The following is a 26601-nucleotide window of genomic DNA, read 5'->3' on the forward strand; positions in this document are numbered from 1 at the left end:
TCCGCTTCCATCTACCGACGACGAACGCTCCCCGCCATCAGAAGGGCGCAGTGAAGGTCAACCGCACGCCCTGCTGCAACCCTCCCATACCGGTCATCACACTGTAATCCAGCCCGAAGGCAAGGACGCCCGCGCGCAGCTTGGCGCCGAATCCGACTTGCACGCGATCGCTGCCATAAGGACTCCCCGACACGAAGTACACCGGCCCGCTGCCGGCAATGTCGGCATAGGCAAGTCCAGCGACACTCTGACCATTAAAGTCGTGCTGCAACTCCACGCGGATATACGGTGAGACGATGCCGATTCGCGTGGCCTTCGAAAAGCCAGCACGCACACCCAGCGTGCCCGACAGCGTATTGACGTTCTGCTTGAAGTACGTGAGCGCGTTCAGCCCCGCCCCCGTCTCACTGTATTGATCCAGCGTAGAGCGCGATGCCGTCATCCGTCCATAGGGTGAGAACAGCCAGTCCTCGCTTCGGTACTCGTACCCCGCCGACACCGAGCCGAAGACCTGCTGGCCCGTGCGTTTGCCGCTCGCGAAATCGTTCGAATCGACGACCCAGCGGCGCGAGTTGAAGCTGAGCGAGCCGAAGCCCGCCACAGCATCGACAAACAGCGTGGGGATCGGGCGGAAGCTCGCGTAGAGCGCGCCACTGTAGCTATCGCCCGTATTGCGTGTCCCCGAACTGCCGATATCCGTCGAATCGTGCCCGTACCCCACACCGGCACCGAGCGAGAAATGATCGGAGAAGCGATAGTCCGCGCCAAGCGTCACCCCCCCGGTCGTGAACTTGAACCCGGAACGCTGCGCGGCAATGTTTGCGAAACCGAAGTCTACCGAACCCGCCGTCCAATACGCGAAGCGCTTGTCGTCGCGGGCGTCGTCGCCAGGTAAGTCGGGCACCTGACTGTCGCCCGTGCCTACCCCGCTGGCGCCTACACTCTTGTCGCGCACATCAAGACCTTTCGCCTTGCGCTGCGCGAGCGGGCTCACGTCACCTCGCAGACAAGCGTCGCGCTCGGCAATGCCCACGATGTCCTGACAACGCGACACGTTGCGATTACGCTCGGGCGACGGCAGCACCACATTCAGACCATTGCTAGAGGGCGCACGGCCCTTGCCGTGCAGCGCTTCGAGACGCTGGTTGTAGTTGCCGATCTGTGTCGTGGCGAAGCGGCGGGCCGCCTCCACCTGAGCACCGATGAGGCCGGTGACATCCGGGTCTGTCGACGGGTCCTTACGCGGGGCAACGCTCACTTGCAAAACCCCTGGCGCCGACGTCGCGTTCTCGTTGGAGAGCGTGTAGGTGATCACCGCGACACCGGCAAAAGTTGCCGCCGGCACAAAGCGCATGCTGTACTGCGTCGGCGCACTGACCGCCGTGCGCTGGATATCAGTACTCTGCGGGGCAGCCGCAGGCACCGAAACAATCGTCGCCGTACCCGCATCCGCTGGTGAGACCGACAGAACGGCGGCTCCCGTAAACGGCCCCCCCGTCGCGCCGCTTGTGATGTCGATATTTGTCGTCTCATTTGCGCTCACGCGGACCTGAAGGCCGGAGGCCGTCACCGGTACGGCCTGCACGGTGACTGTGACAGCGATGGGAGCCGACGTGCCGGTCGCATTGGTAAGCGCATACGCGAACGTGACAGCTCCGTTTGTATTTGCCGCCGGGGTGTAGACGATATCTTCACCATTGACCACCGCGGTGCCGCTGGCGGGCGGCGCGACAATGGCCACCCTTGAAAACGGGGCGCCCACAGCGTTTGCCGTAGCGTGAATCGTGAGCGGCGCGTTCGAAAGTCCCTTGACCTGTACAGGTGGCGCCGACGGGATCTGATTCGAAATATTGAACGTATAGCTTTGCGAGGCGGTAATCGGCGTGCCCGGCCCGGTGCTGGCATCGGTGGCCGTAATCGTGAACGTGCTGACGCCCGTCGTCAGCGGCGTGCCGGCCAATAGCCCCGACACCGGGTCGAGCGATAGCCCCGCGGGCAACGCCCCGTTTGTCACCGTGAATCGGTACGGCAATGTTCCCCCCGACGCGGTGATTGTCTGCCGGTACGCCTGACCTGCCACGGGCGTTGGCAGGGGTACCGGCCCAATGGACATTGCCGAAGCACTGATGTTCAGCGAAAAAGTCGTCGTCGTGGAAAATGGCGCGCCGGTACCCGTCGTGCTGTCGGTCATCGTGATCGAGAAATTGAACGTACCGGCCTGCGCCGGCGTGCCACTGATCGTGCCATTGGTGAACGTCATTCCCACCGGCAACGCACCGTGGAGGGCGTACGAATAAGGAGGGACTCCGCCGCTACCGGTCAGCGATTGAGAATAGCTCAGACCGATGGTGCCGTTAGGCAGCGTCGCAGGGAGTAACACTAGCGTAGGCGGCGCCACCTGAATCGACAGCGTCTGTGCCGCCGTCTGATTGCTGGCGTCTTTTGCCAGCACCACGAACGAGAAGTTGCCCGCAGCGGTCGCTCTCCCCGTGATATTGCCCGACGAGTCGAGCGTGAATCCCGTCGGCAACACACCGGAGCTGATTGAGAACTGATACGGCGCCACACCACCAGCGACCTGAATTTGCTGACTGTAGCCTGGCGTCCCCGCCACCGTGGCGGGCAGCGTCGAGGTCACAAAACCGATCGGGGCCGGGGCAAAGGAGTAGCCATTCGTGAGCGTGGCGGTTCCCCCGGGCGTCGAGACCAAGACAGGGACGGCGCCCACCGCGTGCGCAGGCGTCGTCGCCGTTAGCGAGGTCGCGCTGTTGACTATGACACCCGTCGCACCCGCCCCACCGAACGCGACGGTCGTCTCCCCGGCGACGAACCCCGTACCGGTGATCGTCACAGAAGTCCCTCCGCTCGATAGCCCGGTGTTGGGTGACACGGACGTCAACGACGGCGTGGCGACATAAAGGTACTTGCTCACCGGACTAGCGCCGCTCGTGCCGCCCGGCGTGGTTACCGACACATCGACCGTCCCGGTGCCGGGGGGCGCATGCACGCTTATCGAGGTGTCGCTAAGCACAACGTATCCAAGCCCGGCGGTGCCGCCGAATGACACAGCCGTCGCCCCGGTAAAGCCGCTCCCGGTAATCGTGACAGCCGTGTTCCCGAGGGTAGGTCCCGATGTCGGCGAAACCCCCGTCACCGTGGGGGCGCCAATATACGTGAACTTGTCCGCGCCGACGATCGCACTGGTGCCCCCTGGCGACACAACGGTCACGTCGACGATCCCTGCCCCGGCAGGGGCCTGCACCGTAATCGACGTGTCGCTGTTGACGGTGAAACCGGACGCGCTTGTCGATCCGAACTTTACCAAGGTCGCCCGTGTGAATCCGGAGCCGCTGATGGTCACTTGCGTCGCGCCGGCGGCGGGCCCAGATGCCGGCGAAATCGACGTCACTGTCGGCGGGGCCACATAGGTGAACTGGTCGCCGAGCGTCGTCGCACTGGTGCCTGTCGGCGTGGTGACCGTCACGTCGACCGTACCGGCGCTGCCGCGCGCGGGCGACGTCGCAGTGATTTGCGTTGCGCTAATCACCGTGAAGCCTGTTGCAGGCGCACCACCGAAGCTGACCTGAGACGCATTGGTGAAACCGGTGCCGGTAATGACCACACCGGTACCCCCGCCAAGGGGCCCGGACGCCGGTGAGATCGACGTCACCGTCGGAGAGGCCACATAGGTGAACTGGTCGCCGAGCGTCGTCGCACTGGTGCCGCCCGGTGTGGTAACCGTCACATCGACCGTCCCGGCACTGCCGCGCGCGGGTGACGTCGCAGTGATTTGCGTTGCGCTATTCACCGTGAAGCCTGTTGCAGGTGTACCACCGAAGCTGACCTGAGACACGTTGCTGAAACCGATACCGGTGATGACCACGCTGGTACCGCCGCCAAGCGGCCCGGACGTCGGCGAGAGTGCCGAAACGCTGGGCGGCCCGTAGGTATATGCGCCCGGTAACGTGGCCACCCCGCCCCCACCGCCAGCGGTGGCAGTGGTATCAACGACGACATCGACGGTCCCGGGCGCGTGCGCGGGCGTACTTAGCGAAATTGATGTGGCACTGTTCACTTTAAGGTTAGTGGCGACTGCCCCGCCAAACTTGACGACGGTCCCTTGAGCGAAGTTCGTGCCGGTGAGTGTGATCAGTTGATCACCCGCAGTCGGTCCGTAGTTGGATGAGACGCTGGAAAGCGTTGGGGCGGGGGGTGGGCGCTTGATGTTCAGAAGAACCGTGGTGGTGCCGTCAATCTGATACAACGTGAACGACCAGGCACTGCTTACCGTATTCGTCAACGGCGTGAAATACAAGAAATCGCCATAGAACGTAGCGTCGGTGGCTAATGTCGAGCCGGGGTCATTGCTGTCTCTGACCGTCACGTTCGTATCGAGCTCCGGATCGACATATAAGCCGCCGCGACCGGGATCGCATGCCGACAACTCGTCTGGCGACAAACTGTGGGTATATTGCCCCCCCGATAACTCGCTGGGGGAAAGCGTCCAGGTGAGGACACAGCTCTGTCGTCCCAAGGCGGGTGACGACACCGTGAACAACAGCAACGCGGCGAAGACCGCTCGCAGCCAAAAGCCCCAGGCGTCAGGCGAAAACAACGAACGTTGGTGGCGATACGATTTAACGAGAAGGTGAGAACTGAGCAACATGGCGAGTCGAAGCGAAGTCGGTACGCGAGCGAATTCAAGCGGAATACCATCGGACAAACGCAAGCCCCTCGAACGCAACTCGCCACGCAAGACACTGGCGAACGATTTTCGAGATGTGAACCGTAAGCGACCCCGCAGACTCGCTTACGGCGCCTGCATCAGTCGTCGGTCATTCGAAAATGGTGGGTAGCGCGTGTGCGCAAGACAGGCCGGACAACGCACCTGAAAAGATGGCAGTGGGTCCTGAAGGCAGTCCCACAATTAGTCTTTCACCCCGTTGGCATTGCATTTTTCTTCCACTCCCGAATTCTTTCGTCGATATCCGACAAGAATTCATTTGTATTTTTTGCCCGCCTCGCACAAAGACGAGACACCGATCCCCGCGGGCTGATCGCAGTACTGCCAACTTTATTTTTGTGAACGTCGCGTAGGTGATTCCCGACGCTTTTTTCAATTTTGCGAAAGCGTAAGAAACCTATAACCGAACGTCAAGCACCAAATTCAAAAAAATTTTCTCAAGATAATAACTCAATGATCTCCATCAACATTTGGACTCCTGATAATTATCCAGAGCAAAATTATCAAACACTCGTTTCGTATAAATTTCCCCGCCCTTGCCAAACAAAACGCTGTTGAGACGAGAATCGTCCAGGACATATCGCCACCATGGAAACTCAGAGGTCGACACCTCTCAAAATCAACAGGGGCCCAAAGGATCGCCCTAAAGTTTTTCGCCGAGATGCCGAATAAGCGTTCTGTCTCCGGGTAACGGAAAACAACGCATCGCGTTGCGCGCAGGAAGAGACAAGCAAGGCTTCAATCTATCGATACGGGGAAGAGAATTACATGTTTGTGAAAACCGTTCTGGGTGCGCTGGCCGGCGTTGCACTGATCAATGCCACATGGGCAGAAGACACAGGGGACTGGATCACCATTGCCGAAACGCAGAAATCCGTCTGGCAGGGCAAGAAAGGCAGCGGCGCGCTGTCCAACGTCGACGGCAAGAAAAACAACGGCTACAAGTATCTCTATCAAGTCAGGAACAAGTCGAAGAACACCTTCGACTACGCGCAGGCCGTTGTGCTGCTCGATGCATGCCGGAAGGGCTTCGGATACGTCTACTACAACGGCATGGAAGGCCAGTTTCTCGGCAAAGACCAATTTGTGCGCTTCGGCCCCACCGTCGCCGACAATCTCGGGAGTACTGCCTGCCAAAGTTGGGACAGCGACACAAACAAGGTCTCGCTCGCGGAAAAGGGAGATTCATGGGAATTTGCCGCGCAGGTGGAGAAGTCCGGCAATAAGGTATTCCTGAAACGCGACACGCTTCGCAAACGCACCTTCAAAGGCAAGCCGTCCGTGTCGATTCTGTCGCGCTTTGACAATCTTCGCGAAAAGACATACGAGTACAGCGAATTCGTAATTGCCTCAGCGGATTGCGAACGTGGTTACGGAACGCTCTACGAGCTGAATTTCGACGGCGGCATTTCAGACAAATGGGATATCGCGCTGAACGGCGAGTCCGTGGCGTCCGTTGTCGGCGGCGTGGTCTGCAACAAGCGCTGATTGCCTCCTTACCGAGGGACCGTCGCGCTGCTATGCCGACATAAAAAACGGGCGCTTCATTGCGCCCGTTCTTTCTGATACGTGTCTTACCGGTCAATCGCGATCAGGCGTCAGGCCCTGTGCCTTTCACCTTTGCCGCAGCGTGGCCTGCGACATCGCCATGCCGGCGTCCGGCCATCTCACGACTGCCCGGATCGCCTGCTGGCAAACGATGACTCTCGATGTCCTGCACCACCTGAATTGCTGTCGCATCGATACCGTCCGTAAGCGGCTTGGGGTCGAGGCCAATGCCGAGCACCATGACGGCCATGGCGCCGAGTAGTGCAAACTCGCGACGGCTCACGTCCTTGAGCAACGCCACCCGCGCATTACCGACACGCCCGAAAATCACGCGCTTGTACATCCACAATGTGTAAGCCGCGCTCAACACCAGTGTGAGCGACGCCAGCGCGCCGATCCAGAAATTCGCCTTGATCGCGCCCATCAACACAAGAAACTCGCCCACGAAGCCAGAGGTGCCCGGCATACCGACGTTCGCCATCGAGAAGAGCATGGCGAACGCGGCAAAGCGCGGCATCGTCGCTGCAACACCGCCATACCCATCGATCGACGCACTGCCGGTACGGTCATACAACATTCCCGTGCACAGCAGCATCGCACCCGAGACAATCCCGTACGAGATCATCTGCATCACCGCGCCGTCGGTGCCCATCTCCGAGAAGAGAAACAATCCCAGCGTCACCAAACCCATGTGGGCGACAGCCGAATAGGCCAGCAACTTGCGCAGGTCCGTTTGCACCAGCGCCACCAGACTCGCGTAAATCACGGCGATCAGCGACAACACCACCATCAGCGGGGCAAGGAAATGGCTCGCGTCCGGCAACAGCGGCAGATTGAATCGAAGCAGACCGTAGCCACCGAGCTTGAGCATACCGAGCATGACGGCAGCCCCCGTCGGGCCATCGAGATGCACTTCTGGCAACCACGTATGCACGGGCCACATTGGCACCTTCACCGAGAACGCCCCGAGAAAACCGATGAACAACATCACCTGCACCACCAGCGGCAAATGCAGCGTCTGCCAGCGAGCGATGTCGAAACTCTGCGTCTGCATGTAGAGGTAGAGCATCGAGAGCAGCATCATCAGCGAGCCGGTCAGCGAGAAGAAGAAGAACTTCACGGCCGCATGCGTGCGATTGGCGCGTCCGTACACGCCGATCAGCAAGTACAGGGGCAGCAGCGTCGCTTCGAAGAACACGAAGAACAACATGCCGTCCTGCGCGGTGAACACGCCTTGCATCAGGCCCGAAAGCACAAGAAAGCTGCCGAAGTACGAGCTCATGCGAGTCGTCACGGCACGCCACGACGCCAGCACCACGATGATGGTCGTCACACCGGTCAACGCCACGAGCCACAGGGAAATGCCGTCGATACCCACGTGCCACGACGCATCGAACGAGTCGATCCAGCGAAAACGCTCCACGAACTGAAGGCTCGCCACATGGGTTCGAAAACCCTGCACCAGCGGCACGACGGGCAGCGCCGAAATCACGGCGGCGAACAGTGACATCCACCGAACAGTATTCGGATGACGGTCCTGGCCCAGCAGCATGACGAGCGCGCCAGCCACGATAGGAAGCCAGATGAGAAGGGACAAGATGGGAAACATTGGGGGGCCTGATGTGCTGCAACAAAAATCCAGCGCAAACGCACCATTTCAGCGCAACCGGGACGAACCGACCCCGCACACATCGCGCATTGCAATGTGCGCAAATCAAGGCAGATCAATGCCGTCGGGAGGGGACGCCGGGCGCGAGGGCGTCAACGAAGGTGGCAAGCATACGCGCCTCGAAAACATTTTGCATCGCAGCAAATTTTACAAATGATTGCGAGCGATTCATCCGACCGGACGGTCGGCGATTGCACTGCCGCGCCCCTGCCCACACGATAAAGTGCGGCCAGAAACATCGACACCGTTGTGACGAAATCAATCGAAGTTCATGTCGATTTCGTCAATAACGCATTGCAGAATATGAAGACATTGCGGGCATCGCGCGCCGCGATATCCGCAATGAGAACGCGACATCACGCTCCAAAATGGTGCGTGATGCCGGGGGAAGGCATGGGGCAATCGGTACCGCTCAGCCCTTCGGACGACGCAGATCGAACATCGGCCCGATCTCGGCGTAATCGCCGAGATACCCTGCGCGCATCACCGGATGCGCCTTCGCCGTATCGAAGCGGCCGTCCTCCCGCAAATACTCTCGCCGAATGTGCACCCCGACCACTTGTCCGAGCGCCAGCCAGTTGTCCATCGGCTTGCCGTCGAGATCCTGCAAGCGCACGATTTGCAACAACTTGCACTCCAGCGAGGCGGGCGACTCCGCCACGTGAGGCACGTCGACGTTGACGCCGGGCGCCTTCGTCAATCCCGCCAGTTCGAACTCGTCGACCTCGTGCGACACGGGGGCCGAGGTCTGGTTCATCGGCTCGACCAACGACTTACTTGTCAGATTCCAGACAAACTCGCGCGTCGCTTCGATGTTGGCGATGGAGTCCTTAAAGCCCTCGCTGCAAAAGCCGATGATCGGCGGGAATGTGGCGAACGCACCGAAGAAGCTGTAGGGCGCGAGATTGGTCCGGCCCGAGGCATCGCGACTGGAGATCCAGCCGATCACACGCGGTGCGACGATGGCTTTGAAGGGGTCGTGGGACAGACCGTGACCTTTGGCCGGGTCGTAGAAATGGACGTCTTTGGACATGAGGCGGTGCACACGAAGTTGTGAGGTTTCCGGCGATGCTATCGCACTCTGCGGTCTCACGTTGCCCCCGTTTATTCCTCGATAGATTCAGACAGGTGCGCCACGCGCAAGCCGTTCGATCAAGACACGGTGTGCCGGCCACTGCGCGGCGAGCGCGGCCGGGTCGGCCAGCTCGAAGTCCTCGAATGCGAACCCCGGCGCGACGGTACACCCGACCAGCGAGTAGCGCGTCGACGGTGCGGGCTGCGCCGCGAACCAGTGTCCTGCGGGCACGACATGCTGAAGCTGCTCGCCCGCGGCGACATCGGCGCCCAGGCATGTGGTCGTCAGCTTGCCGTCCGGGGCGATCTCGTGAATCCGGAGCGTGCCGCCAAGATGGAAATGCCAGATTTCATCGCTGCGAATCCGGTGGAACGCAGAAAAATCGTCGGCTTCGAGCAAATAGAGAATCGCCGTGGAAATGTTCCGCGCGCCCGAAAAGCCGTCCGGCAGCGCCTGTGCCGCAATCGTGCCGGACGCCCGATACGTTTCGCGATAATGCCCTCCCTCCGGATGCGGCTGTAGCCCCAGAGACGTGACGAGATCGGCGGCAGACGGCATGACGGACTCCTGAATATGAATCGGCCCCATTGAAACGAATGCGCTACACGATATCGCATCGCGGCAGTCATCCGTTGGCGAACCGGCGGATGATTCATCAGACGAAACGACAATCCCACTCAATCAAACACTCGGCCGAGGCGGCGGCCTTCGCGCAATCGCCCCGAAAGCGCCTTAGACCAAGGCTTGCAGCGTGATCTCGACGGGACCCGGCGAGAATTGCCGAATTATGCGACGATTGCCGGGTTGCGTCGCGCAAGGCGACGCGTTTTTCATTGCACGCGCCGCCACGGCGCCGCCACATCATGCCTGCCACACTCAAGATCGATTTTGTCTCCGATGTCGCCTGCCCCTGGTGCGCCATCGGCCTTGCCTCGCTGAAGACGGCGCTCGGCCGTCTGGGTAACGAGGTCGAAGCCGACCTGCAATTCAGCCCCTTCGAACTCAATCCCGACATGCCGGCCGAAGGCGTCGCACTGGCCGATTACATGTCGCACAAGTACGGACTGTCGCCGGAGCAGTTGGCGCAGAATCAGGCGAACATCAGCGCACGTGCGGCAGCCGAAGGCTTCCCGATGCGCATGGATCTGCGCACGCACGCCTACAACACATTCGACGCGCATCGTTTGCTGCACTGGGCGCAGACGATCGGTCACGACAAGCAGTTGGCCCTGAAGGAAGCGCTGTTCCGCGCCTACTTCGTCGAAGGCAAGCGCACCAGCGATCCGGAAGTCCTGGTCGATGCCGTGCAGCAGGCCGGCCTCGATGCGGCGCGCGCCCGCGAGATTCTCGCGACCGACGAATATGCTGAACAGGTGCGTGCCCTTGAGCGTCACTATCAGAACCTCGGCATTCGTTCGGTGCCGGCGATCATTTTCAATAACCGCCATCTCGTGAGCGGCGGCCAGCCGCCGGAAGTCTTCGAACAGGCCATCCGTCAGATTCTGGCCGAGGGCTGATCCGTCATGTCATCGCTGCCCCCGACCGCCGATACGCCGACGGCTGGCGCCCCCGCAGGGGCGCAATCGCATGAGCCGCCCGCGACCGGACGCGGTCTCGCCATGACGGCGATCCTGCTCGCCGTCTCGCTCGCCAGTCTCGATACCGCCATCGCCAACACTGCCTTGCCGCAAATGGCGCTCGATCTGAACACCACGCCGTCGGCATCGGTCTGGATTGTCAACGCCTACCAACTGGCGATGGTTGCCACACTGCTACCGTTCGCCTCGCTAGGCGAGCGCGTGGGTCACAAGCGCGTCTTCATGTGGGGCGTGGCGGTGTTTCTGGTGGCGTCGCTGCTGTGCGCCCTATCGCCAACGCTAGGCTTTCTCGCCAGCGCTCGCGTCCTGCAAGGCGTAGGCGCGGCGGCGGTGATGAGTGTGAACATCGCCCTCATCCGCTTCCTGTACCCGGCCCATCAATTAGGTCGTGGCGTCGGTCTGAACGCGCTCATCGTCGGCATTTCGTTTGCCATCGGGCCGACGATCGCGTCTCTGGTGCTCGCGTTCGCCAGTTGGCCGTGGCTGTTCCTGATCAACGTGCCCACGGCACTGCTGGCGCTGGCGTTCTCGCGCCGCAACCTGCCGGACACGCCGCGCAGCGAGCACAAACCCGACATGATTGCCGCGTTGCTCAATGTGCTGACATTCGCGCTATTGATCTTCGCGTTGAGCCAAAGCGCACAGCGGGCAGACTGGCATCTGACGCTCGGCTGCTTCGTCGGCGCACTGGTGTTCGGCTGGGCGCTGATTCGCCGCGAGCGTGGTCATCGCGCGCCAATGCTACCGGTCGATCTGTTGCGTCTGCCCGCGTTCGCACTCTCGACCATCACGGCCATTTGTGCGTTTGCGACGCAGGGGCTGGGGCTCGTGTCATTGCCGTTCTATTTCGAGAACGTATTGCATCGCAGCCCTATCGAGACAGGCTTTCTGATGACGCCGTGGCCATTCTTCGTGGCCGCGATTGCCCCGCTGGCGGGGCGGCTGTCGGACCGTTATCCGCCCGGCGCACTGGGCGCGATCGGTTTGGCAATGCTCAGCGCAGGCATGGCATTGCTCGCGATCATGCCCGAGCATGCCGCGCTGTGGGACATTGGCTGGCGGATGGCGTTGTGCGGTCTGGGCTTCGGTTTCTTCCAGTCGCCTAACCTGAAAGCCTTCATGCACAGCGCACCGCCCGAGCGTAGCGGCGGCGCAAGCGGCATGGTCGGCACGTCGCGGCTGCTGGGGCAAGCCACGGGGGCAGCGCTCGTCGCGCTGGCCCTCGGCCTGGCAGGCACGCACGGATCAACGTGGGCGCTGGCGTGGGGTGCGGCGTTCTCCGCTGCCGGCTGTCTGGCCAGTGGCCTGCGATTGGTTCCGCAACGCGCCTGAGGCCGCCTGTCGAATTCACCGAATCGGTCTCAAGGCCAATGTCAGACAAAACCCCGCCACGCGCGGGGTTTTCTCATTTTGAGATGCCATTGAATCCAGCGCTTGCCTATTTGCGATGTTTGAGTACACCCATTACTGTATAAAAACACAGTATCAAAATCCCACTCCAAACCTACCTGATCGAGGAGCAGCCACGTGAACCACTCAGCCCAAGGCCACTTTGACGTCCAGCTTGAGCCGCAGCCGCTAAGCCCGATTGCCGAGAGCAGCGGGCTAGGTCGTCTATCGCTGAACAAGACCTATCACGGAGACTTGCAGGCAAGCAGCCGGGGCGAAATGCTGTCGTTCCGCAGCAGCGCCCAGGGTTCCGCCGGTTACGTGGCAATGGAAACGGTGCGGGGCACGCTGCATGGCCGCAGCGGCACGTTTGTGCTCCAGCACAGCGCCACCATGACGCGTGGCGTACCTGCGCAATCCATCGGCGTTGTGCCCGACTCCGGCACCGACGCGCTATCGGGAATTTCCGGAAGTCTGGTCATCACCATTACCGACGGCCGGCATTCCTATGCGTTCGACTACGTTCTGCCGGAGCGCGCGTAACGGCTCGCACCGCCGAACCCTTCCCATTCACCAGGACACAAGCATGAGCACGCAAGGCATCGACCGTCAGATAGACAATATCGAATTCAACGTGGGCGATATCGCCCGCAGCAAAGCTTTCTACGGCAGTGTTTTTGGTTGGACATTCACCGACTACGGCCCGACTTATACCGAGTTCAACGACGGCAGGCTCACGGGTGGCTTCACGACGGGCGAAGCTCGACCGGGCGGGCCGCTAATCATCCTGTACGCGAACGACCTTGCGGACACCCAACGCCGCATTGAAGCGGCGGGCGCCACCATCACCTTGCCCGTCTTCTCGTTCCCGGGCGGCCGCCGCTTTCACTTCACCGATCCGGATGGCTACGAACTCGCTGTCTGGTCGGCGGCTCAGTGAGACACGCGCACAAGCGGTATTCCTTTCGCGCAATCGTCTGGTGGCATTCACGCTGGGGCGGCCGAATACCCGGCCGGTCACACTAAGTGTGAACTAAGCGTCTTGCGCGAAACTTAACCTATTCACCATTGACGCTAGCGCAGCACAAGCGCAAACGTCTGCACCTGGGTTGAGCCATGAATACCAACGTACAGAATTCGTTAAGCAAGGTGCCAGAGGTCACACTCATGTTCTGGGTGGTCAAGATTGCGGCCACGACCTTGGGCGAAACGGGCGGTGACGCCGTTTCCATGTCGATGAATCTTGGGTACCTCGTCGCCACGGCGATCTTTGCCTTGATTTTCGCCATCGCGGTTACCGCGCAGATCCGCGCGAAATCGTTTCGTCCCGCGTTGTACTGGGCAACGATCATTGCCACCACGACGGTCGGTACGACACTGGCGGACTTTGCCGACCGATCATTGGGCATCGGGTACGCCGGCGGAAGTTCCATCTTGCTGGCGTTGCTGCTCGGATCGCTCTGGATATGGCATCGCACGATGGGCTCGGTGGCCGTCGATACGGTCAATTCGCCGAAAGCGGAGGCATTCTACTGGGTCACGATCATGTTCTCCCAGACGCTTGGAACAGCACTGGGAGACTGGACTGCCGATACGGCCGGGCTTGGTTACACCGGTGCGGCCATCATCTTCGGTGCGCTTTTGCTGATACTCGTTGGCGCGTATTTCTGGACCCGAACGTCACGTGTTTTTCTGTTCTGGGCCGCGTTCATCCTCACCCGGCCGCTGGGCGCCGTTGTCGGTGATTTTCTGGATAAGCCCATCAATGCCGGCGGGCTCGCGTTGAGCCGCTACTCCGCTTCGTTATCCCTGCTGGCGTTCATTCTGACCAGCCTGTTGCTGGTCCGGCAACGCGCCGCAGCGAAAGCGCATTAGCCTTGGCCATCTCTGTTTCACGCGAGTATCCGAATAGGCCGACATTGCCATTGTGAAACACCACGGCGCAGATCGCGCCGTGGTGTTCGATGATCCAAACCGTCCGAAGCGATTCAGAACGCCACGCGGATGAGGTAGTCGATCAGCGCGAAGAGAGGATTTTCGAAGTCGCCCATGTCAATCTCCTTGAAAGTTGTCTAACGGTTCCCCCCGGGTGCGCATGTCGTCTCGATGCGTCGGGTTGAAGCTATTCTCAGCCTCGTCCGGAGATGCCACAACTGCGATTAATACGGGCCGCCAACGCTCTCACACCTCACTCCACGGTTACCGACTTGGCCAGATTCCTTGGCTTGTCCACATCGGTACCGCGTGCAACGGCAGCATGATACGCAAGCAATTGCATCGGGATGGTGTGGAGAATCGGCGATAGCAGACCGTAGTGTTCATTCAACCGGATCACATCGATGTCCGCGCCCGGCGACAATCCGCAATCGCTATCGGCAAACACATAGAGCTTGCCGTTGCGTGCGCTCACCTCGTGCATGTTCGACTTCAGCTTCTCGAGCAGACGGTCGTTCGGCGCCACCGCGACCACCGGCATTTCATCGCTCACCAGCGCAAGCGGGCCGTGCTTGAGCTCCCCCGCCGGATATGCCTCTGCGTGGATGTACGAAATCTCCTTCATCTTCAGCGCCCCTTCCATCGCCACCGGATAGTGCAGCCCTCGGCCAAGGAACAGGATGTCCTGGCGTCGAGTCAACTGCTCCGCCCACGCAATGATCTGCGGCTCCAGCGCCAACACCTTCGCAATGGCGTCCGGCAGGTGCCGCAGCGCGCGCAGATGCTGCTGCTCATCGTCGTCCGACAAACGTTGCCGGGTTTGGGCCAGCGTCAGCGCCAGCAGGAAGAGTGCAACAAGTTGCGTGGTGAACGCCTTCGTCGACGCCACCCCGACCTCAACGCCTGCTCGCGTGAAGAACGTCAGCGCACATTCCCGCGCCAACGCACTCGTCGCCACGTTGCAGATTGCCAGTGTATGGCTCATCCCCCGTTGCTTCGCGACGTGCAAGGCCCCCAGTACATCAGCCGTCTCGCCACTTTGCGAGACGGCGACGACCAGTGTCTTCGGATTGGCCACGCTGTCGCGATAGCGGTACTCACTGGCAATTTCCACGTTCACCGGCAACTGCGCAAGACTCTCGATCCAGTACTTCGCCGTCAACGCCGCGTGATAGCTGCCGCCACAGGCGAGCAAGAGCACCGAGTCCACCGCGTTGAAGACCCGCCACGCGTTGTCGCCAAATAGTTCCGGCATGATCGACGTCACATCCTGCAAGGTGTCTGCCACCGCGCGCGGCTGCTCGAAGATCTCCTTCTGCATGTAATAGCGGTACGGCCCGAGATCAGCCGCCCCGCTATGCGCGGCGACCTGATTGACCGGGCGTTCAACGCGCTGCCCCTGCGCATCGACCACCCAATAGCGATGAAGCTGTACGTCTGCCACGTCGCCGTTCTCCAGATACACGATCTGGTCGGTGACGTTTGCCAGCGCAATCGCATCCGACGCGATGAAGTTCTCCCCGTTCCCAACACCGATGATCAGCGGCATGCCGTCGCGCGCGCCGATCAGGCGATGCGGTTCGTCGCGGCAGATCACCGCGATGGCGTAGCTGCCGCGCAATTGGGCCACGGCCGCCCTCACCGCTTCGAACAGATCCCCGTCGTAAAGATGGTCGATCAGATGGGCGATGACTTCGCTGTCGGTCTGGCTCGCAAAGCGGTAACCATGCGTCTCCAGCGTCGCACGCAATTCGTCGTGATTCTCGATGATGCCGTTGTGCGACAGCGCGATGCGCGGTGCGTCGGCGCTCGGTGAAAAGTGCGGATGGGCGTTATCAGTGATCGGTTTGCCATGCGTCGCCCAGCGGGTGTGCGCGATCCCGGTGTACCCCGTCAAACCCGTTCGGCTGATTTCATCCTGAAGATTCGCCACGCGCTGGACGCTGCGCGCACGCACCAACGCCCGGTCTCGATACAACGCCACGCCACACGAGTCGTATCCACGATATTCCAGACGCTTCAGGCCGTCGACGAGATTGGGGATGATGTCCCGTTGCGCGACCGCGCCGATGATTCCACACATAACGCCTCTCCGAAATGATTCGCTGCCAGTCAGTGAAGCGATGGTAGAGTCGTCCAATTGAAATTAAACTGCAATATTTACAATTAAATGAAAGATAAATTCAAATCGTCATTCACGTGAAATTTAATTTCACTAAGAATGATGCCACTGGAGATTTCATGGCCAACCTCACATTGGACGATCTTGACTTGCGAATCCTGAACGCACTGCAAGCCGACGCATCCATTTCGAACCTTGAACTATCCCGACGCGTGCACGCGTCCGCCCCGACTTGCCTGCGCCGGGTGCGGGCACTCACCGAGGCGGGCGTGATTGCGCGTCAGATCGCGATCATCGACCCGTCGAAACTGGGACCGACGTTGACCGCAGTGGTCGAAGTGAGTCTCGACCGGCAAACCGCCGAGGACCACGATGCCTTCGAGTCGTACATTTGCGCGGAGCCCGCGGTTACCCAGTGCTATCGCGTGTCGCCGGGCCCGGACTTTGTGGTCATCGCCGAAGTGCGCGACATGGCCGAATACGACGAACTCGCGCGCCGGCTGTTCAAAAGCTCTGCGAACATTCGCAACGTGCGCACTTTTTTCTCCACGCGTCGGGCGAAGTTCGAGGCCAATGCCCGCATTCCTCCGATTCGTTCGAACACGTCTCACTGATTGAAAATGTTCATTTGAACATTCGGCATCGTCATTTGAATGTCATGCTCGGCTGTCAAAGTGGCGCCCATTCCAGAACGAATGTGCGCCACACGACTGCCCGATGGACCTCTCCGAACGCCAGACCCGCATCGTTGCCCTGTTTCGCCAGCATGGCGAAATGAGTGTCGACGCGCTCGCCGACCACTTCGGCGTGGCGACCCAGACGATTCGCCGCGATGTCAACACGCTGTGCGACGCTAACGTGCTGCGCCGCTATCACGGCGGTGCGCGTTTGATGACACCGGGTCCGAACCAGCCCTATGAAGTGCGTCGCGTGCGCAATCTCGAAGGCAAGCTGCGCATCGGTCAGGCAGCAGCCGAACGTATCCCCGATGGCGCGACAGTTCTCCTCGGCATTGGCACGACGCCGGAACAGGTCGCCGTCGCCCTCGTGCATCGCAAGCGTCTGAGTGTCATCACCAACAACTTGCGCGCTGCACTGGTGCTTGCCAGCAACCCCGAACACCGTGTGATTGTTCCCGGGGGCGAGCTGCGTTCGCCCAACCCGGAGATTCTCGGCGACGAAGCCGACCGGCTGTTCCGCGCCTATCGTGCCGATGTCGGTGTGTACAGCGTAGGGGGCATCGACGACGACGGCACCCTGCTCGACTACGACCGTTACGAAGCCGCGTCGCGTGAAGCCCTGCGCGACGCCAGCCGCTATCGCATTCTCGTGGCCGACAGCTACAAGTTCTCGCGCAAGCCCAGCGTGCGTGGCGGTCAGATCGACGAACAGGATCTCGTCGTCACCGATGGTCCGTTGCCCGACCCGCTGCGCGAGCATTTGCGGTCGCGATCCGCTTCGTCCGGAACGCCTGCATCGCCCGAAATACTTATCGCCTGACCCGGCACCGATCGCCCTCACATTTCGCCCAGAGACTGCCCGCCATGCACCCCGCCACCCGCTTCGAACGTCCGCTTGCCTCGCCAGCCATGCCCGCATGGACCCGCTTCGCGGCCATAAGCGTCGCCGCATTCGCTTGCGCGTTCGGCACGTTGACCCCAACCGTCGTCACCGCCGCGCCGTTGATCGTTGCGCATCGCGGCGGCACCGGCGATACCCCGGAGAATACGGTGCGGGCATTCACCAACGCGTTGCAGAACGGCGCACAGGCGTTGTGGATGACCGTCCAGGTCACGCGCGACGGCGTGCCGGTGATGTACCGCCCGGCCGATCTTTCCGCACTCACGGAGGGTCGGGGCAAGCTCGCAGACATCGACTACGCCGACGTGCGCAAGCTCAACGCCGGCTACACCTTTTCCCGCAAGGGCGCCGACGGGCAGATCGTCTATCCCTACCGCGACAACCCGCTGCCGATTCCCACCTTGCGCGAGGCGCTCGCCGCCGTACCTGCCAACGTGCCCGTGCTGCTCGATTTGAAGCAAACGCCCGCCGCACCGCTCGTCGAAGCCGTGATCAAGGTTCTCGACGAGACCAACGCCTGGTCGCGTGTGCGTCTCTACTCGACCGAAGCCGAGGCGACCGATCGCCTGCGCGCACGCCGCCCGCAAGCACAACTGTTTGAATCTCGCGACGCGACCCGAAACCGCCTCGTTGCTGCTGCACTCGCCGGACAATGCGCCGCGCCGCCCGCCCCCGGCACCTGGGCCGGCATCGAATTCCATCGGCAGGTGGAAGTCGTGGAGCGCTTCACGCTTGGCGAAGGGATCTCGAAAGTCGTGGCGAACTGGTGGACGCCGGCCGCAGTGCAATGCTTCAAATCGCGCGGCGACGTGCATCTCGTTGCATTCGGTATCGAAACGCCGCAAGACTTTGAAGCCGCATCGCAACTTGGTTTCGATGCTGTGATGACCGACTCCCCCGCCCGCTTGCGCGCGGCACTGGCGAATCAGGGACAAGGCGCGTCGAAGTGAATTCTCGGCGCGTTAGCCCACTGACGGCTGCGCGCTGAACGCATGTCGCGCAGCCCGATCTGCCACTGAAGTCAGGCAGCTTCCCCACGGAAAATTGATTGGCTTATTTTTAGTATTCCTAATTTTAATCGCAATGCCACAACACGGTTCTTCCCGCCGGAAAAAGCATCGCACCTCACTGCCACGCACAGGAAACACACGATGAAGTCTCTTGCTCGCTCCCCTCTCGCCCGCACTGCCGCACTAATCCTCGGCTGCGGCGCTGCCACGCTTGCTCATGCGCAGTCGAACATCACGCTCTACGGTATCGTCGACGGCGGCATCGGCTACGCCAGCAATGTCGCCAGCGTCACCCGTGCAGGCGCTGCCGGGCGCCCTGCGCTCATGACCGGCGCGTCGAACTACGCGTTTCAGAGCGGCACATGGCAAGGCAGCCGCTGGGGCATGCAAGGGACAGAAGACCTCGGCAATGGCCTGAAGGCGCTCTTCCGCCTCGAAAACGGCTTCAACATCGGCAACGGCACCGCGAGTCAGGGCGGCGCGGAATTCGGCCGTCACGCTTACGTCGGCCTGCAAGACAAGGCTTACGGCACCGTCACGCTTGGCCGCCAGTACGATCCGTTGATCGATCTGGTCGGCTCGGTCGGTGGTACGGCATTGCTCTCGGGCGTTGCGGCGCATCCGGGCGACGTCGATAACCTCGATCACAGCTCGCGCGTGAACAACAGCGTGAAATACCGCTCGCCGACGTGGGGCGGCTTCACCTTCGGCGCCATGTACGGCTTCGGCGGCCAGCCGGGCACGATGGGACGCCAGAACACGTGGGGCCTCGCCGGTCAGTACGCAAACGGCCCGATCACCTGGGGCGTGGGTTACTCGCACGCCAACAACGACAAGGCCAGCGCCGCCGACACCACGATCGGAAGCTGGGCGGGGTCGTCCGAATCGGCATTCGCGTCGTCGATCAATGCGGGTTACGCCAGCGCCAAGGCACGCGACATCATCGCCACCTCAATGACGTACCAGATCGGCAACACCACGCTCGGGGCGAACTACAGCCACACGGAGTACTCGGCAGGCAGCTATTCGCGCTTCACCCGCACGGCCAAATTCGATTCGGTGGGGGTGCTGGCGATGTATCGCTTCACCAACGCATTCCGCCTCGGCGGCGGCTATAGCTTCACGAACGTGAATGCCCCGGCAGCAAACGCCTCGGGCGCGAAGTATCACCAGTTCAACCTCGCGGCGTTCTACAACCTGTCCAAGCGCACGGAGCTGTATGCGCTGGCCGGTTATCAGAAGGCGTCGGGCAGCACGCTCGACGCTTTCGGCAACGTGATCGACGCCACGGCCTCGGTCGGCGACGCCGCCAACGGCATGTCGTCGGCCACCAACACGCAAACCGTTGTGCGGCTGGGCGTCAGTCACGTTTTCTAAGCCGGTAAACAAACCGGCCGGTGACGTTGCGAATTCACGCACGTCCCGGCCGGTCTTGCCATAGATAAGGGACGCCCGGCTATGCCGGGCGCTGCCGATGGCCGCGCCAATGGCCTTAGGCCGCCTGGGCCGGCAACGCCGGCACGAGCGTCACGCGCGGCGGCGGCAGCATCGTCACGGCATGCATCTGGGCGCGCAACCAGTCGCGCGGGCTGCTGCCGGTCTTGCGGCGGAACGCGCGCGCTAGCGCCGACGCGCTTTCGTATCCCACCTCTTCCGCCACGCGCGCAATCGGCTGACCATCGCGCAGGCGCTTCTGCGCGAGCCCGATGCGCCAGTCCAGCAGATAGTCGGCCGGCGATTGCCCGATGACCTCGCGAAACTGCGCGGCGAAGTTGGCGCGCGACATATTGGCTGTTCCTGCCAGCGACTCCACCGTCCACGCTTCGCCCGGCTGGTTGTGAATCACATGTAGCGCCCGCGCGAGCCGCGGATCCGAGAGCCCGGCAAGCATGCCGCGACTCACGATGCGCTGCTCCAGCACATGACGGAGCAACTGAATGACGAGCAGTTCGAACAAGCGGTCCATCACGGCAAGGCGCCCGCACTGCGTGCCGAATGCTTCGGTGAAGAGCCAGTTCAGCGTGAGTTCGAGCGTGGAAAGCGATTTCGTCGGAAGGACGAGATACTCCGGCAACGCCGCGACGAGCGGGTTGTTTTGGCCACCGTCGAAAGACAGCGATCCACAAACCAGTTCCGTTCTCGCAGCTTCTCCCGAGAGCAACTGATGACGGTTGCGGCGCGGGAAAAAAATCAACGACGGTTCGACGATGTCCTGTCGCGAGCCGTCTTCGAGCACCAGCGCCACTTCGCCCGCACGCAACAGGTGCAGATGACCGCCGTCATGCGCGTCGACACCGTAGCTGGCGATACCGCACAGGCCGCCGCTGTGAAACACACCGGCGCGAACGCCGAAATTCGAGATCAGGGTGGAGAGCCGGTCCATGGCGCACTCAAGTTATCTAACCCGGTGCGCCGATTATGGAGGATTTGGACAACGCTTGCTTGGGACCGGCTTTTTTCCGCTCGGCGAGTCTCAACGGATGACAACACCTCAGGCGCGGTTGTCGCCCACCGCAGCAGCCGTACCGATTTCTGCGCGCACCGCAGCACGCGAACGGCCGACGGAGGTGCGTTGTTGCAGCAGCGACGGATACGTTTGGAGCGACTGGTCGAGTTGGCCCGAAGCGCGCGCCTGACGCAGCTCCTCACGGACTTGCGCGCGGGTCATACCTTGTGCTGCGGGCGGTTGGCCCACATCGGCGGTCTGGGTGTCGGCATAGGCAGAAACGGAGGCCAGTGTAGCCGTGGCGATCAGGGCAGCAGCAAAAATACGAGTGTTCATGATGAAACTCCTTTCGTTCGGCACGCGGTGCCGGTAGTCGGTTTCCTCAACGCGTCAGCCTCGGGACTTGAACAAGTGGACTGACGCTTTCGGGTACGACTCAAGATTACGAAAGGGCGACACCAATTTCGCGGCTGCGCGTCCGCAAGATGCAACCAATCGTCCAGACCTGTCGATCGCCATTGACCGGCGCTATGGTGCCGATAGCGAACGTCGATAAGCTGGGGTAAAAAACGGGAAAAGTGCTGAAAAAACAGGCAAAGAGATCCGCTGGGCCGATCGATCTGATCGAGCCGATGCGGCATCGATCCCGCATCGCCTGGAATTACAACCCGGTGACGCGACGCTTGACCTTGATATCCGCCACGGGGACGGCAGCCGCCACGGCGTCGCCGAGCAGGCGTCGCAACGCGGCGGGTTTGTCGACGAGATCGGCCAGCGTGTAGCGATCGAGCACCGCGAAGTAAGCGCGCAACGCTTCGCCCAGTACGCCGCGCAGGTTACACGCCGATGTGATAACACAGGCGTTCTCGCCCTGATGGAAGCATTCGACCATCGCAAAATCGGGCTCCATCGCCCGTACCACGTCGCCCAGTCCGATGCGCGCCGGTGCGCGTCCCAGCCGAATCCCGCCCGAGCGCCCGCGCACCGTGTGCAGAAAGCCCAGTTGACCGAGCTTCTGCACGATCTTCACGAGGTGGTTCTTGGGAATGTCGAACGCTTCCGCCACGGACTGTACGTGCACCAGCTCGTCGGGATGAACCGCGACGTAGATCAGGGTGCGCAAACTGTAATCGGTATGGTCGGTGAGTCGCATTCAGCGGGCAGCAGCGGGAACGAGCGAGGCGGCAGGCGTGCCGCCCGGTAATCTTGCGAGCGAGTTTAACATGGCCCCGATATGCATCTTATGCGCTACCGGGGCCCTGCGCCGTCCCGTTTCCAGCTTGGTTCCAGCCTTGTTCCGGCCTTCTGCCCCGCTATCCTTTGGCAGCCCCGGCCAATGCCGCCGGGCTAACCTTGTTGCTGCGGCGCGCCCTCCAGCGTTGCGACCACACGAGCCATTCACCAACGATGCCGCGTCGGAACAGCAGCACGCAGAGCACGAAGATCACGCCCGTGACCACGCTCACCATCGAACCCAATCCGGTGAAGGCCTGCCAGCCGGTGACCTGCGCCAGCCAGTTGCCGATATCGCCAAGCTTGGTCTCCAGCGAGACGATGAGCAACGCGCCCACCACCGGCCCGAAGCGCGTGCCCATGCCGCCGACCAACGTCATCAGAATGACCGATCCCGAGAGCGACCAATGCACATCGGAAAGCGTGGCGAAACCGAGCACCAGCGTTTTCAGCGCCCCCGCAAGGCCCGCCACCGCCGCCGAAAGCACAAACGCCAGCAGTTTGAAACGCTCCGCCTCATAGCCCAGCGAGATGGCACGCGGTTCGTTCTCTTTGATGGCCGCCAGGACACGGCCGAAAGGAGAGGCAATCACGCGAGACATGAGCCCGAATGTCGCCGCAACCACAGCAAGCACCACAAAGTACAACGTGAGATCGTGATCCAGCGACAGTCCGAACAGCGTCTGACGAGGCACACCCTGCAAGCCGTCCTCTCCCCCGGTGAACGGCGCTTGCAGACAAAAGAAATAGAACATTTGCGCGAAGGCGAGCGTAATCATCGCGAAGTAGATGCCCTGACGCCGGATGGCAAACAGCCCGAAAACCAACCCGAACACGGCACCGGTCACCACGCCGGTCAACACCCCCGCCAGCGGCGACCAGGCCAGGTCACGCATTACATAGCCCGCAAAGTACGCCGCCCCGCCGAAGAAGGCAGCGTGACCAAACGACAACAACCCCGTGTAGCCAAGCACCAGATTGAGCGAGCAGGCGAACAGCGCGAAGCACATCACCTTCATGGCAAAGACGGGATAGACCCCAAGGGCCGGCAACGCGGCCAACAACACGAGCAGCACAAGATCGAAACGGTATTGACGCATCATCGACGACTCACTTGTAGGCATAACCACCGAACAGACCATGCGGGCGCACCAGCAGCACAAGCGCCATGATCACGAACACGACCGTGGCCGAAGCCTCCGGATACCAAAGTTTGGTCAGTCCCTCCAGCACGCCGAGCGCCAGCCCCGTGACGACCGATCCGGCAATCGAGCCCATGCCGCCGATCACCACAATGGCGAAGACCGTCACGATCATCGGTTGCCCCATGATCGGGGAGACCTGCATGATCGGCGCGGCCAGCACGCCCGCGAACGCCGCCAGCGCGGCACCGAACGCATACGTGAGCGTGACCATGAGCGGTACGTTCACACCGAACGTCTCGACGAGACGCGCATTCTCGGTGCCGGCCCGCAACAACGCCCCGATGCGTGTGCGCTCGATGACCACCCATGTGATCGCACAGGCGGTGAGCGACGCGATAACCACCCACGCCCGGTAATTCGGCAGCACCATGAACGGCAGACGCGTAGCACCGGCAAGCCATGCCGGCCCCTCGAACGACATGCCCGACACGCCATACGCCGACCTGCCGAGCCCTTCGATGATGAGCGTGAGCCCGAGCGTGAGCAGCAGCCCGTACAAAGGGTCGAGCTTGTAGATGCGCGAGAGCAACCCGCGCTCGATACCCGCACCGAGCAAGCCGGCCGCCAGCGGCGCAATCACCAGCATCGTCCAGTAGTTCAGCCCGAGATACTGGCCGCCCATCCACGCGACAAGCGCGCCGATCATGAAGAGCGCCCCATGGGCAAAATTAATGACGTTGAGCAAGCCGAAGATGACCGACAAGCCCAGACTCAGCACGGCGTAGAAACAGCCGTTGACGAGCCCGAGCATCAGTTGGCTGAGCAACGCCGGCAGAGGAATATCGAAAGGATTCACGGCAATGACCTTCTGAGCGGGTTACACATTGAGCAGCGTTTGAAGTGCCGGTGTGTGGGCGGACAACTGCGCGGCGTCGAACTGCAATGCGATGCGGCCGTGTTCCATCACATAGAAACGGTCGGCGAGCGGTGCAGCGAAGTGAAAGTTCTGCTCGACGAGCACGATGGTGTAGCCGCGCGACTTGAGCGTCTCGATCATGCGCGCGAGCGTGCGCACAATGGCGGGCGCCAACCCCTCCGAGATCTCGTCGAGCAGCAACAGCCGCACGCCAGTGCGCAGAATGCGCGCAATGGCCAGCATCTGCTGTTCCCCGCCCGAGAGCCGCGTGCCCGGACTGTGCCGGCGCTCGGCGAGGTTCGGGAACATCGCGTAGATCTCGTCGAGCGACATGCCGGATCGACCGGGCAGGCCCGCTCGCCCCGGCGCCAGCACCGGTGGCAAGAGCAGGTTTTCTTCACACGACAGACTGGCAAAAATGCCCCGCTCCTCGGGACAGAATCCCACACCGCATCGCGCGATCTTGCGCGTCGGCAGATTCACGGTCTCGCGTCCGAAGACACGCACCGAGCCTTCGCGGGTATCCGTCAATCCGAGAATCGCGCGCAGCGTCGTGCTGCGGCCCGCGCCGTTTCGCCCCAGCAGGCTGACGACCTCTCCCTGCCCGGCCACCAGATCGACACCATGCAAAATGTGCGATTCGCCGTACCACGCTTGCAAGCCGCTCACCGCCAACGCCGGAACGCTGGCCGCAACGAGCGACGATTCATGCGCCTTCATGCGTGCGCTCCTTCCAGTTCGGCGTCCGCCGATCCCATGTACGCTTCGCGCACACGGGCGTCGGCAGTCACCGTAGCGTAGTCGCCTTCGGCCAGAATCTCGCCCCGTTGCAACACGGTAATCATGTCGGCAATGCCGGACACCACCTTCATGTTGTGTTCGACCATGAGCACCGTACGCCCGGCGGCAACTTGCCGGATGAGCGCGGCCACGCGCTCAACGTCTTCGTGCCCCATACCCTGCGTGGGCTCGTCGAGCAGCATGATGTCTGGCTCCATAGCGAGGGTCGTGGCAATTTCCAGCGCCCGTTTGCGGCCATAGGGCAACGACACCGTCAATGCATCGGCATAGGCGGCGATTCCCACCTCATCGAGCAACGCCATCGCACGCGTATCCAGATCACCCAGGCCACGTGTACTGCGCCAGAAGTGATACGACTGGCCGGTGGCGCGTTGCAGCGCCACGCGCACGTTCTCGATCACGGACAAATGCCCGAACACCGCCGAGATCTGGAACGAGCGGATCATGCCGCGCCGCGCCACCGCCGCCGGGGCGAGGCCGGTAATGTCCTCGCCGCGATAGAAGATCTGGCCCGACGTTGGCGTCAGGAACTTCGTGAGCAGGTTGAAGCACGTGGTCTTGCCTGCGCCGTTCGGGCCGATGAGCGCGTGAATAGCGCCGCGCCTGACCTTCAGATCGACCCCGTCCACCGCGGTGAAACCGCGAAACGCCTTGGTAAGACCGCGGGTTTCGAGAATGATGTCGTCGTGATGCATGGGCTTACCCCACCACCGGTAGCGGGGTAATGCCGTAACCGTGTTGCAGGCGACGTTCCAGCACGGGATCCTCCAGCTCGAAGTCGAAACGCTCGGCCGAACGAATGCCGCCAATGGCCGTCAGCGTGCCGCACAGCATGGCGGTGCCGTCTTCGAAGCGCCCGCCGGCTTCGGCGAAGCGCGCGAGCAGATCCTGCGGCGAGCGCATCGCGGTAACCGGCCCCTGCTGGTACAGCACTTTTTCGCCGTCGATGTTGGCGTAGCTGCGCAGCATGAGGCGGTCCCAGTGCGGCTCGATCTCGGCCAGCCGCCACAGCACCGTCGAGCATGGCTTCTCGCACATCTGCTTCGAGACGGTAATTCCATACGTCTCGACCTCGCGGTCCGTATGATCCGACGCCACGCCCACATACGTCTCGCCCCCACTGCGCACGAGCAGAAACTCGACCTCACCGCTGCTTGCACGCCCGCTCGCCTCGATGTGGGCCTGCGTGGTGAGCCGGTCGCTCGACACCCGGTAGAACATTGGCGTTGCGGCCGGGCGCTTTACGCCCAGTACCTCAAGCTCGCGAATGTGATGTTCCATCGCCTCGACATCCCGTCCCGTCCAGCCCGCGATCACAAGCTGTTTGATGACAATATCGCGCTCGACGATGCCGTCTTCCGTCTGTATTACGAAATGCATGAGATTCAT

The 26601-nt window shown here is 61.7% G+C and carries 23 protein-coding genes; 10 read left to right on the top strand and 13 right to left on the bottom strand.

Annotated features, from left to right (window positions below; translation table 11 throughout):
- Positions 1–37 precede the first annotated feature (37 nt).
- On the bottom strand, positions 38–4384 hold the full coding sequence (locus AT395_RS16955) for an IPT/TIG domain-containing protein (protein WP_167370736.1): 4347 nt from the start codon (positions 4382–4384) through the stop codon (positions 38–40).
- 1128 nt (positions 4385–5512) lie between these two features.
- Here AT395_RS16955 and AT395_RS16960 point away from each other — a divergent pair.
- Positions 5513–6232 carry a hypothetical protein gene (locus AT395_RS16960; RefSeq protein WP_042115264.1) on the top strand — a complete coding sequence of 240 codons (720 nt, stop codon included), beginning with the start codon at positions 5513–5515 and terminating at the stop codon, positions 6230–6232.
- Positions 6233–6335: 103 nt separating this feature from the next.
- On the opposite strand, the gene AT395_RS16965 is transcribed toward AT395_RS16960, so the two are convergent.
- The 3 genes from AT395_RS16965 to AT395_RS16975 form a co-directional block, all read right to left on the bottom strand.
- Complete coding sequence (locus tag AT395_RS16965) at positions 6336–7901, bottom strand: complex I subunit 4 family protein (protein ID WP_083577663.1); 1566 nt, start codon at positions 7899–7901, stop codon at positions 6336–6338.
- A gap of 472 nt (positions 7902–8373) precedes the next feature.
- A complete protein-coding gene (locus AT395_RS16970) occupies positions 8374–8994 on the bottom strand; it encodes a flavin reductase family protein (protein WP_042115262.1) in 621 nt (206 codons plus the stop codon).
- Positions 8995–9081: 87 nt separating this feature from the next.
- Positions 9082–9594, bottom strand: coding sequence for a cupin domain-containing protein (locus AT395_RS16975; protein WP_048629839.1), 513 nt, complete (start codon positions 9592–9594; stop codon positions 9082–9084).
- Between the two features lie 305 nt (positions 9595–9899).
- Here AT395_RS16975 and AT395_RS16980 point away from each other — a divergent pair, with 305 nt between their 5' ends.
- The 5 genes from AT395_RS16980 (at position 9900) to AT395_RS17000 (ending at position 13898) form a co-directional block, all read left to right on the top strand.
- On the top strand, positions 9900–10553 hold the full coding sequence (locus tag AT395_RS16980; RefSeq protein WP_042115258.1) for a DsbA family oxidoreductase: 654 nt from the start codon (positions 9900–9902) through the stop codon (positions 10551–10553).
- Between the two features lie 6 nt (positions 10554–10559).
- Complete coding sequence (locus AT395_RS16985; RefSeq protein WP_042115256.1) at positions 10560–11966, top strand: MFS transporter; 1407 nt, start codon at positions 10560–10562, stop codon at positions 11964–11966.
- A 195-nt stretch (positions 11967–12161) separates the two neighbouring features.
- Positions 12162–12566 carry a DUF3224 domain-containing protein gene (locus AT395_RS16990; protein ID WP_042115254.1) on the top strand — a complete coding sequence of 135 codons (405 nt, stop codon included), beginning with the start codon at positions 12162–12164 and terminating at the stop codon, positions 12564–12566.
- Positions 12567–12609: 43 nt separating this feature from the next.
- The gene (locus tag AT395_RS16995) at positions 12610–12963 is read left to right on the top strand and encodes a VOC family protein (RefSeq protein WP_042115253.1); all 354 of its coding nucleotides are present in this window, start codon (positions 12610–12612) and stop codon (positions 12961–12963) included.
- 176 nt (positions 12964–13139) lie between these two features.
- Positions 13140–13898 (top strand): COG4705 family protein, encoded by a 759-nt coding sequence (locus AT395_RS17000; RefSeq protein WP_048629840.1) that lies wholly within the window; start codon positions 13140–13142, stop codon positions 13896–13898.
- A gap of 313 nt (positions 13899–14211) precedes the next feature.
- Here AT395_RS17000 and glmS read toward each other — a convergent pair whose 3' ends face one another.
- Complete coding sequence (gene glmS / locus AT395_RS17005) at positions 14212–16041, bottom strand: glutamine--fructose-6-phosphate transaminase (isomerizing) (RefSeq protein WP_048629841.1); 1830 nt, start codon at positions 16039–16041, stop codon at positions 14212–14214.
- A 158-nt stretch (positions 16042–16199) separates the two neighbouring features.
- Between glmS and AT395_RS17010 the strand changes: the two genes are divergently transcribed.
- From AT395_RS17010 to AT395_RS17025, 4 genes are all read left to right on the top strand, one after another.
- The gene (locus AT395_RS17010) at positions 16200–16694 is read left to right on the top strand and encodes an Lrp/AsnC family transcriptional regulator (RefSeq protein ID WP_048629842.1); all 495 of its coding nucleotides are present in this window, start codon (positions 16200–16202) and stop codon (positions 16692–16694) included.
- A 103-nt stretch (positions 16695–16797) separates the two neighbouring features.
- Positions 16798–17580 carry a DeoR/GlpR family DNA-binding transcription regulator gene (locus tag AT395_RS17015; protein WP_042115244.1) on the top strand — a complete coding sequence of 261 codons (783 nt, stop codon included), beginning with the start codon at positions 16798–16800 and terminating at the stop codon, positions 17578–17580.
- Positions 17581–17624: 44 nt separating this feature from the next.
- On the top strand, positions 17625–18611 hold the full coding sequence (locus AT395_RS17020; protein WP_224787628.1) for a glycerophosphodiester phosphodiesterase family protein: 987 nt from the start codon (positions 17625–17627) through the stop codon (positions 18609–18611).
- A 201-nt stretch (positions 18612–18812) separates the two neighbouring features.
- Positions 18813–20048, top strand: coding sequence for a porin (locus AT395_RS17025; RefSeq protein ID WP_042115242.1), 1236 nt, complete (start codon positions 18813–18815; stop codon positions 20046–20048).
- A gap of 115 nt (positions 20049–20163) precedes the next feature.
- Here the strand turns inward: AT395_RS17025 and AT395_RS17030 are convergent, their stop codons facing one another.
- The 8 genes from AT395_RS17030 to AT395_RS17065 all read right to left on the bottom strand — a co-directional run bounded on the left by AT395_RS17030 (position 20164) and on the right by AT395_RS17065 (position 26601).
- On the bottom strand, positions 20164–21054 hold the full coding sequence (locus AT395_RS17030; RefSeq protein WP_072632859.1) for an AraC family transcriptional regulator: 891 nt from the start codon (positions 21052–21054) through the stop codon (positions 20164–20166).
- Between the two features lie 108 nt (positions 21055–21162).
- Positions 21163–21453, bottom strand: coding sequence for a DUF4148 domain-containing protein (locus AT395_RS17035; RefSeq protein ID WP_042115240.1), 291 nt, complete (start codon positions 21451–21453; stop codon positions 21163–21165).
- 325 nt (positions 21454–21778) lie between these two features.
- A complete protein-coding gene (locus AT395_RS17040; protein WP_042115238.1) occupies positions 21779–22270 on the bottom strand; it encodes an Rrf2 family transcriptional regulator in 492 nt (163 codons plus the stop codon).
- Between the two features lie 160 nt (positions 22271–22430).
- The gene (locus tag AT395_RS17045; protein ID WP_072632860.1) at positions 22431–23453 is read right to left on the bottom strand and encodes a branched-chain amino acid ABC transporter permease; all 1023 of its coding nucleotides are present in this window, start codon (positions 23451–23453) and stop codon (positions 22431–22433) included.
- Positions 23454–23460: 7 nt separating this feature from the next.
- Positions 23461–24351, bottom strand: a complete 891-nt coding sequence (locus tag AT395_RS25665; protein ID WP_104927287.1) for a branched-chain amino acid ABC transporter permease — start codon at positions 24349–24351, stop codon at positions 23461–23463.
- Between the two features lie 21 nt (positions 24352–24372).
- On the bottom strand, positions 24373–25131 hold the full coding sequence (locus AT395_RS25670) for an ABC transporter ATP-binding protein (RefSeq protein WP_042115235.1): 759 nt from the start codon (positions 25129–25131) through the stop codon (positions 24373–24375).
- On the bottom strand, positions 25128–25907 hold the full coding sequence (locus AT395_RS17060; protein WP_048629844.1) for an ABC transporter ATP-binding protein: 780 nt from the start codon (positions 25905–25907) through the stop codon (positions 25128–25130). The genes AT395_RS25670 and AT395_RS17060 overlap by 4 nt, the downstream gene beginning before the upstream one ends.
- Positions 25908–25911: 4 nt before the next feature.
- Positions 25912–26601 carry a DUF2848 domain-containing protein gene (locus tag AT395_RS17065; protein WP_048629845.1) on the bottom strand — a complete coding sequence of 230 codons (690 nt, stop codon included), beginning with the start codon at positions 26599–26601 and terminating at the stop codon, positions 25912–25914.

It is taken from the genome of Pandoraea apista (assembly GCF_001465595.2).
GTDB lineage: Bacteria > Pseudomonadota > Gammaproteobacteria > Burkholderiales > Burkholderiaceae > Pandoraea > Pandoraea apista.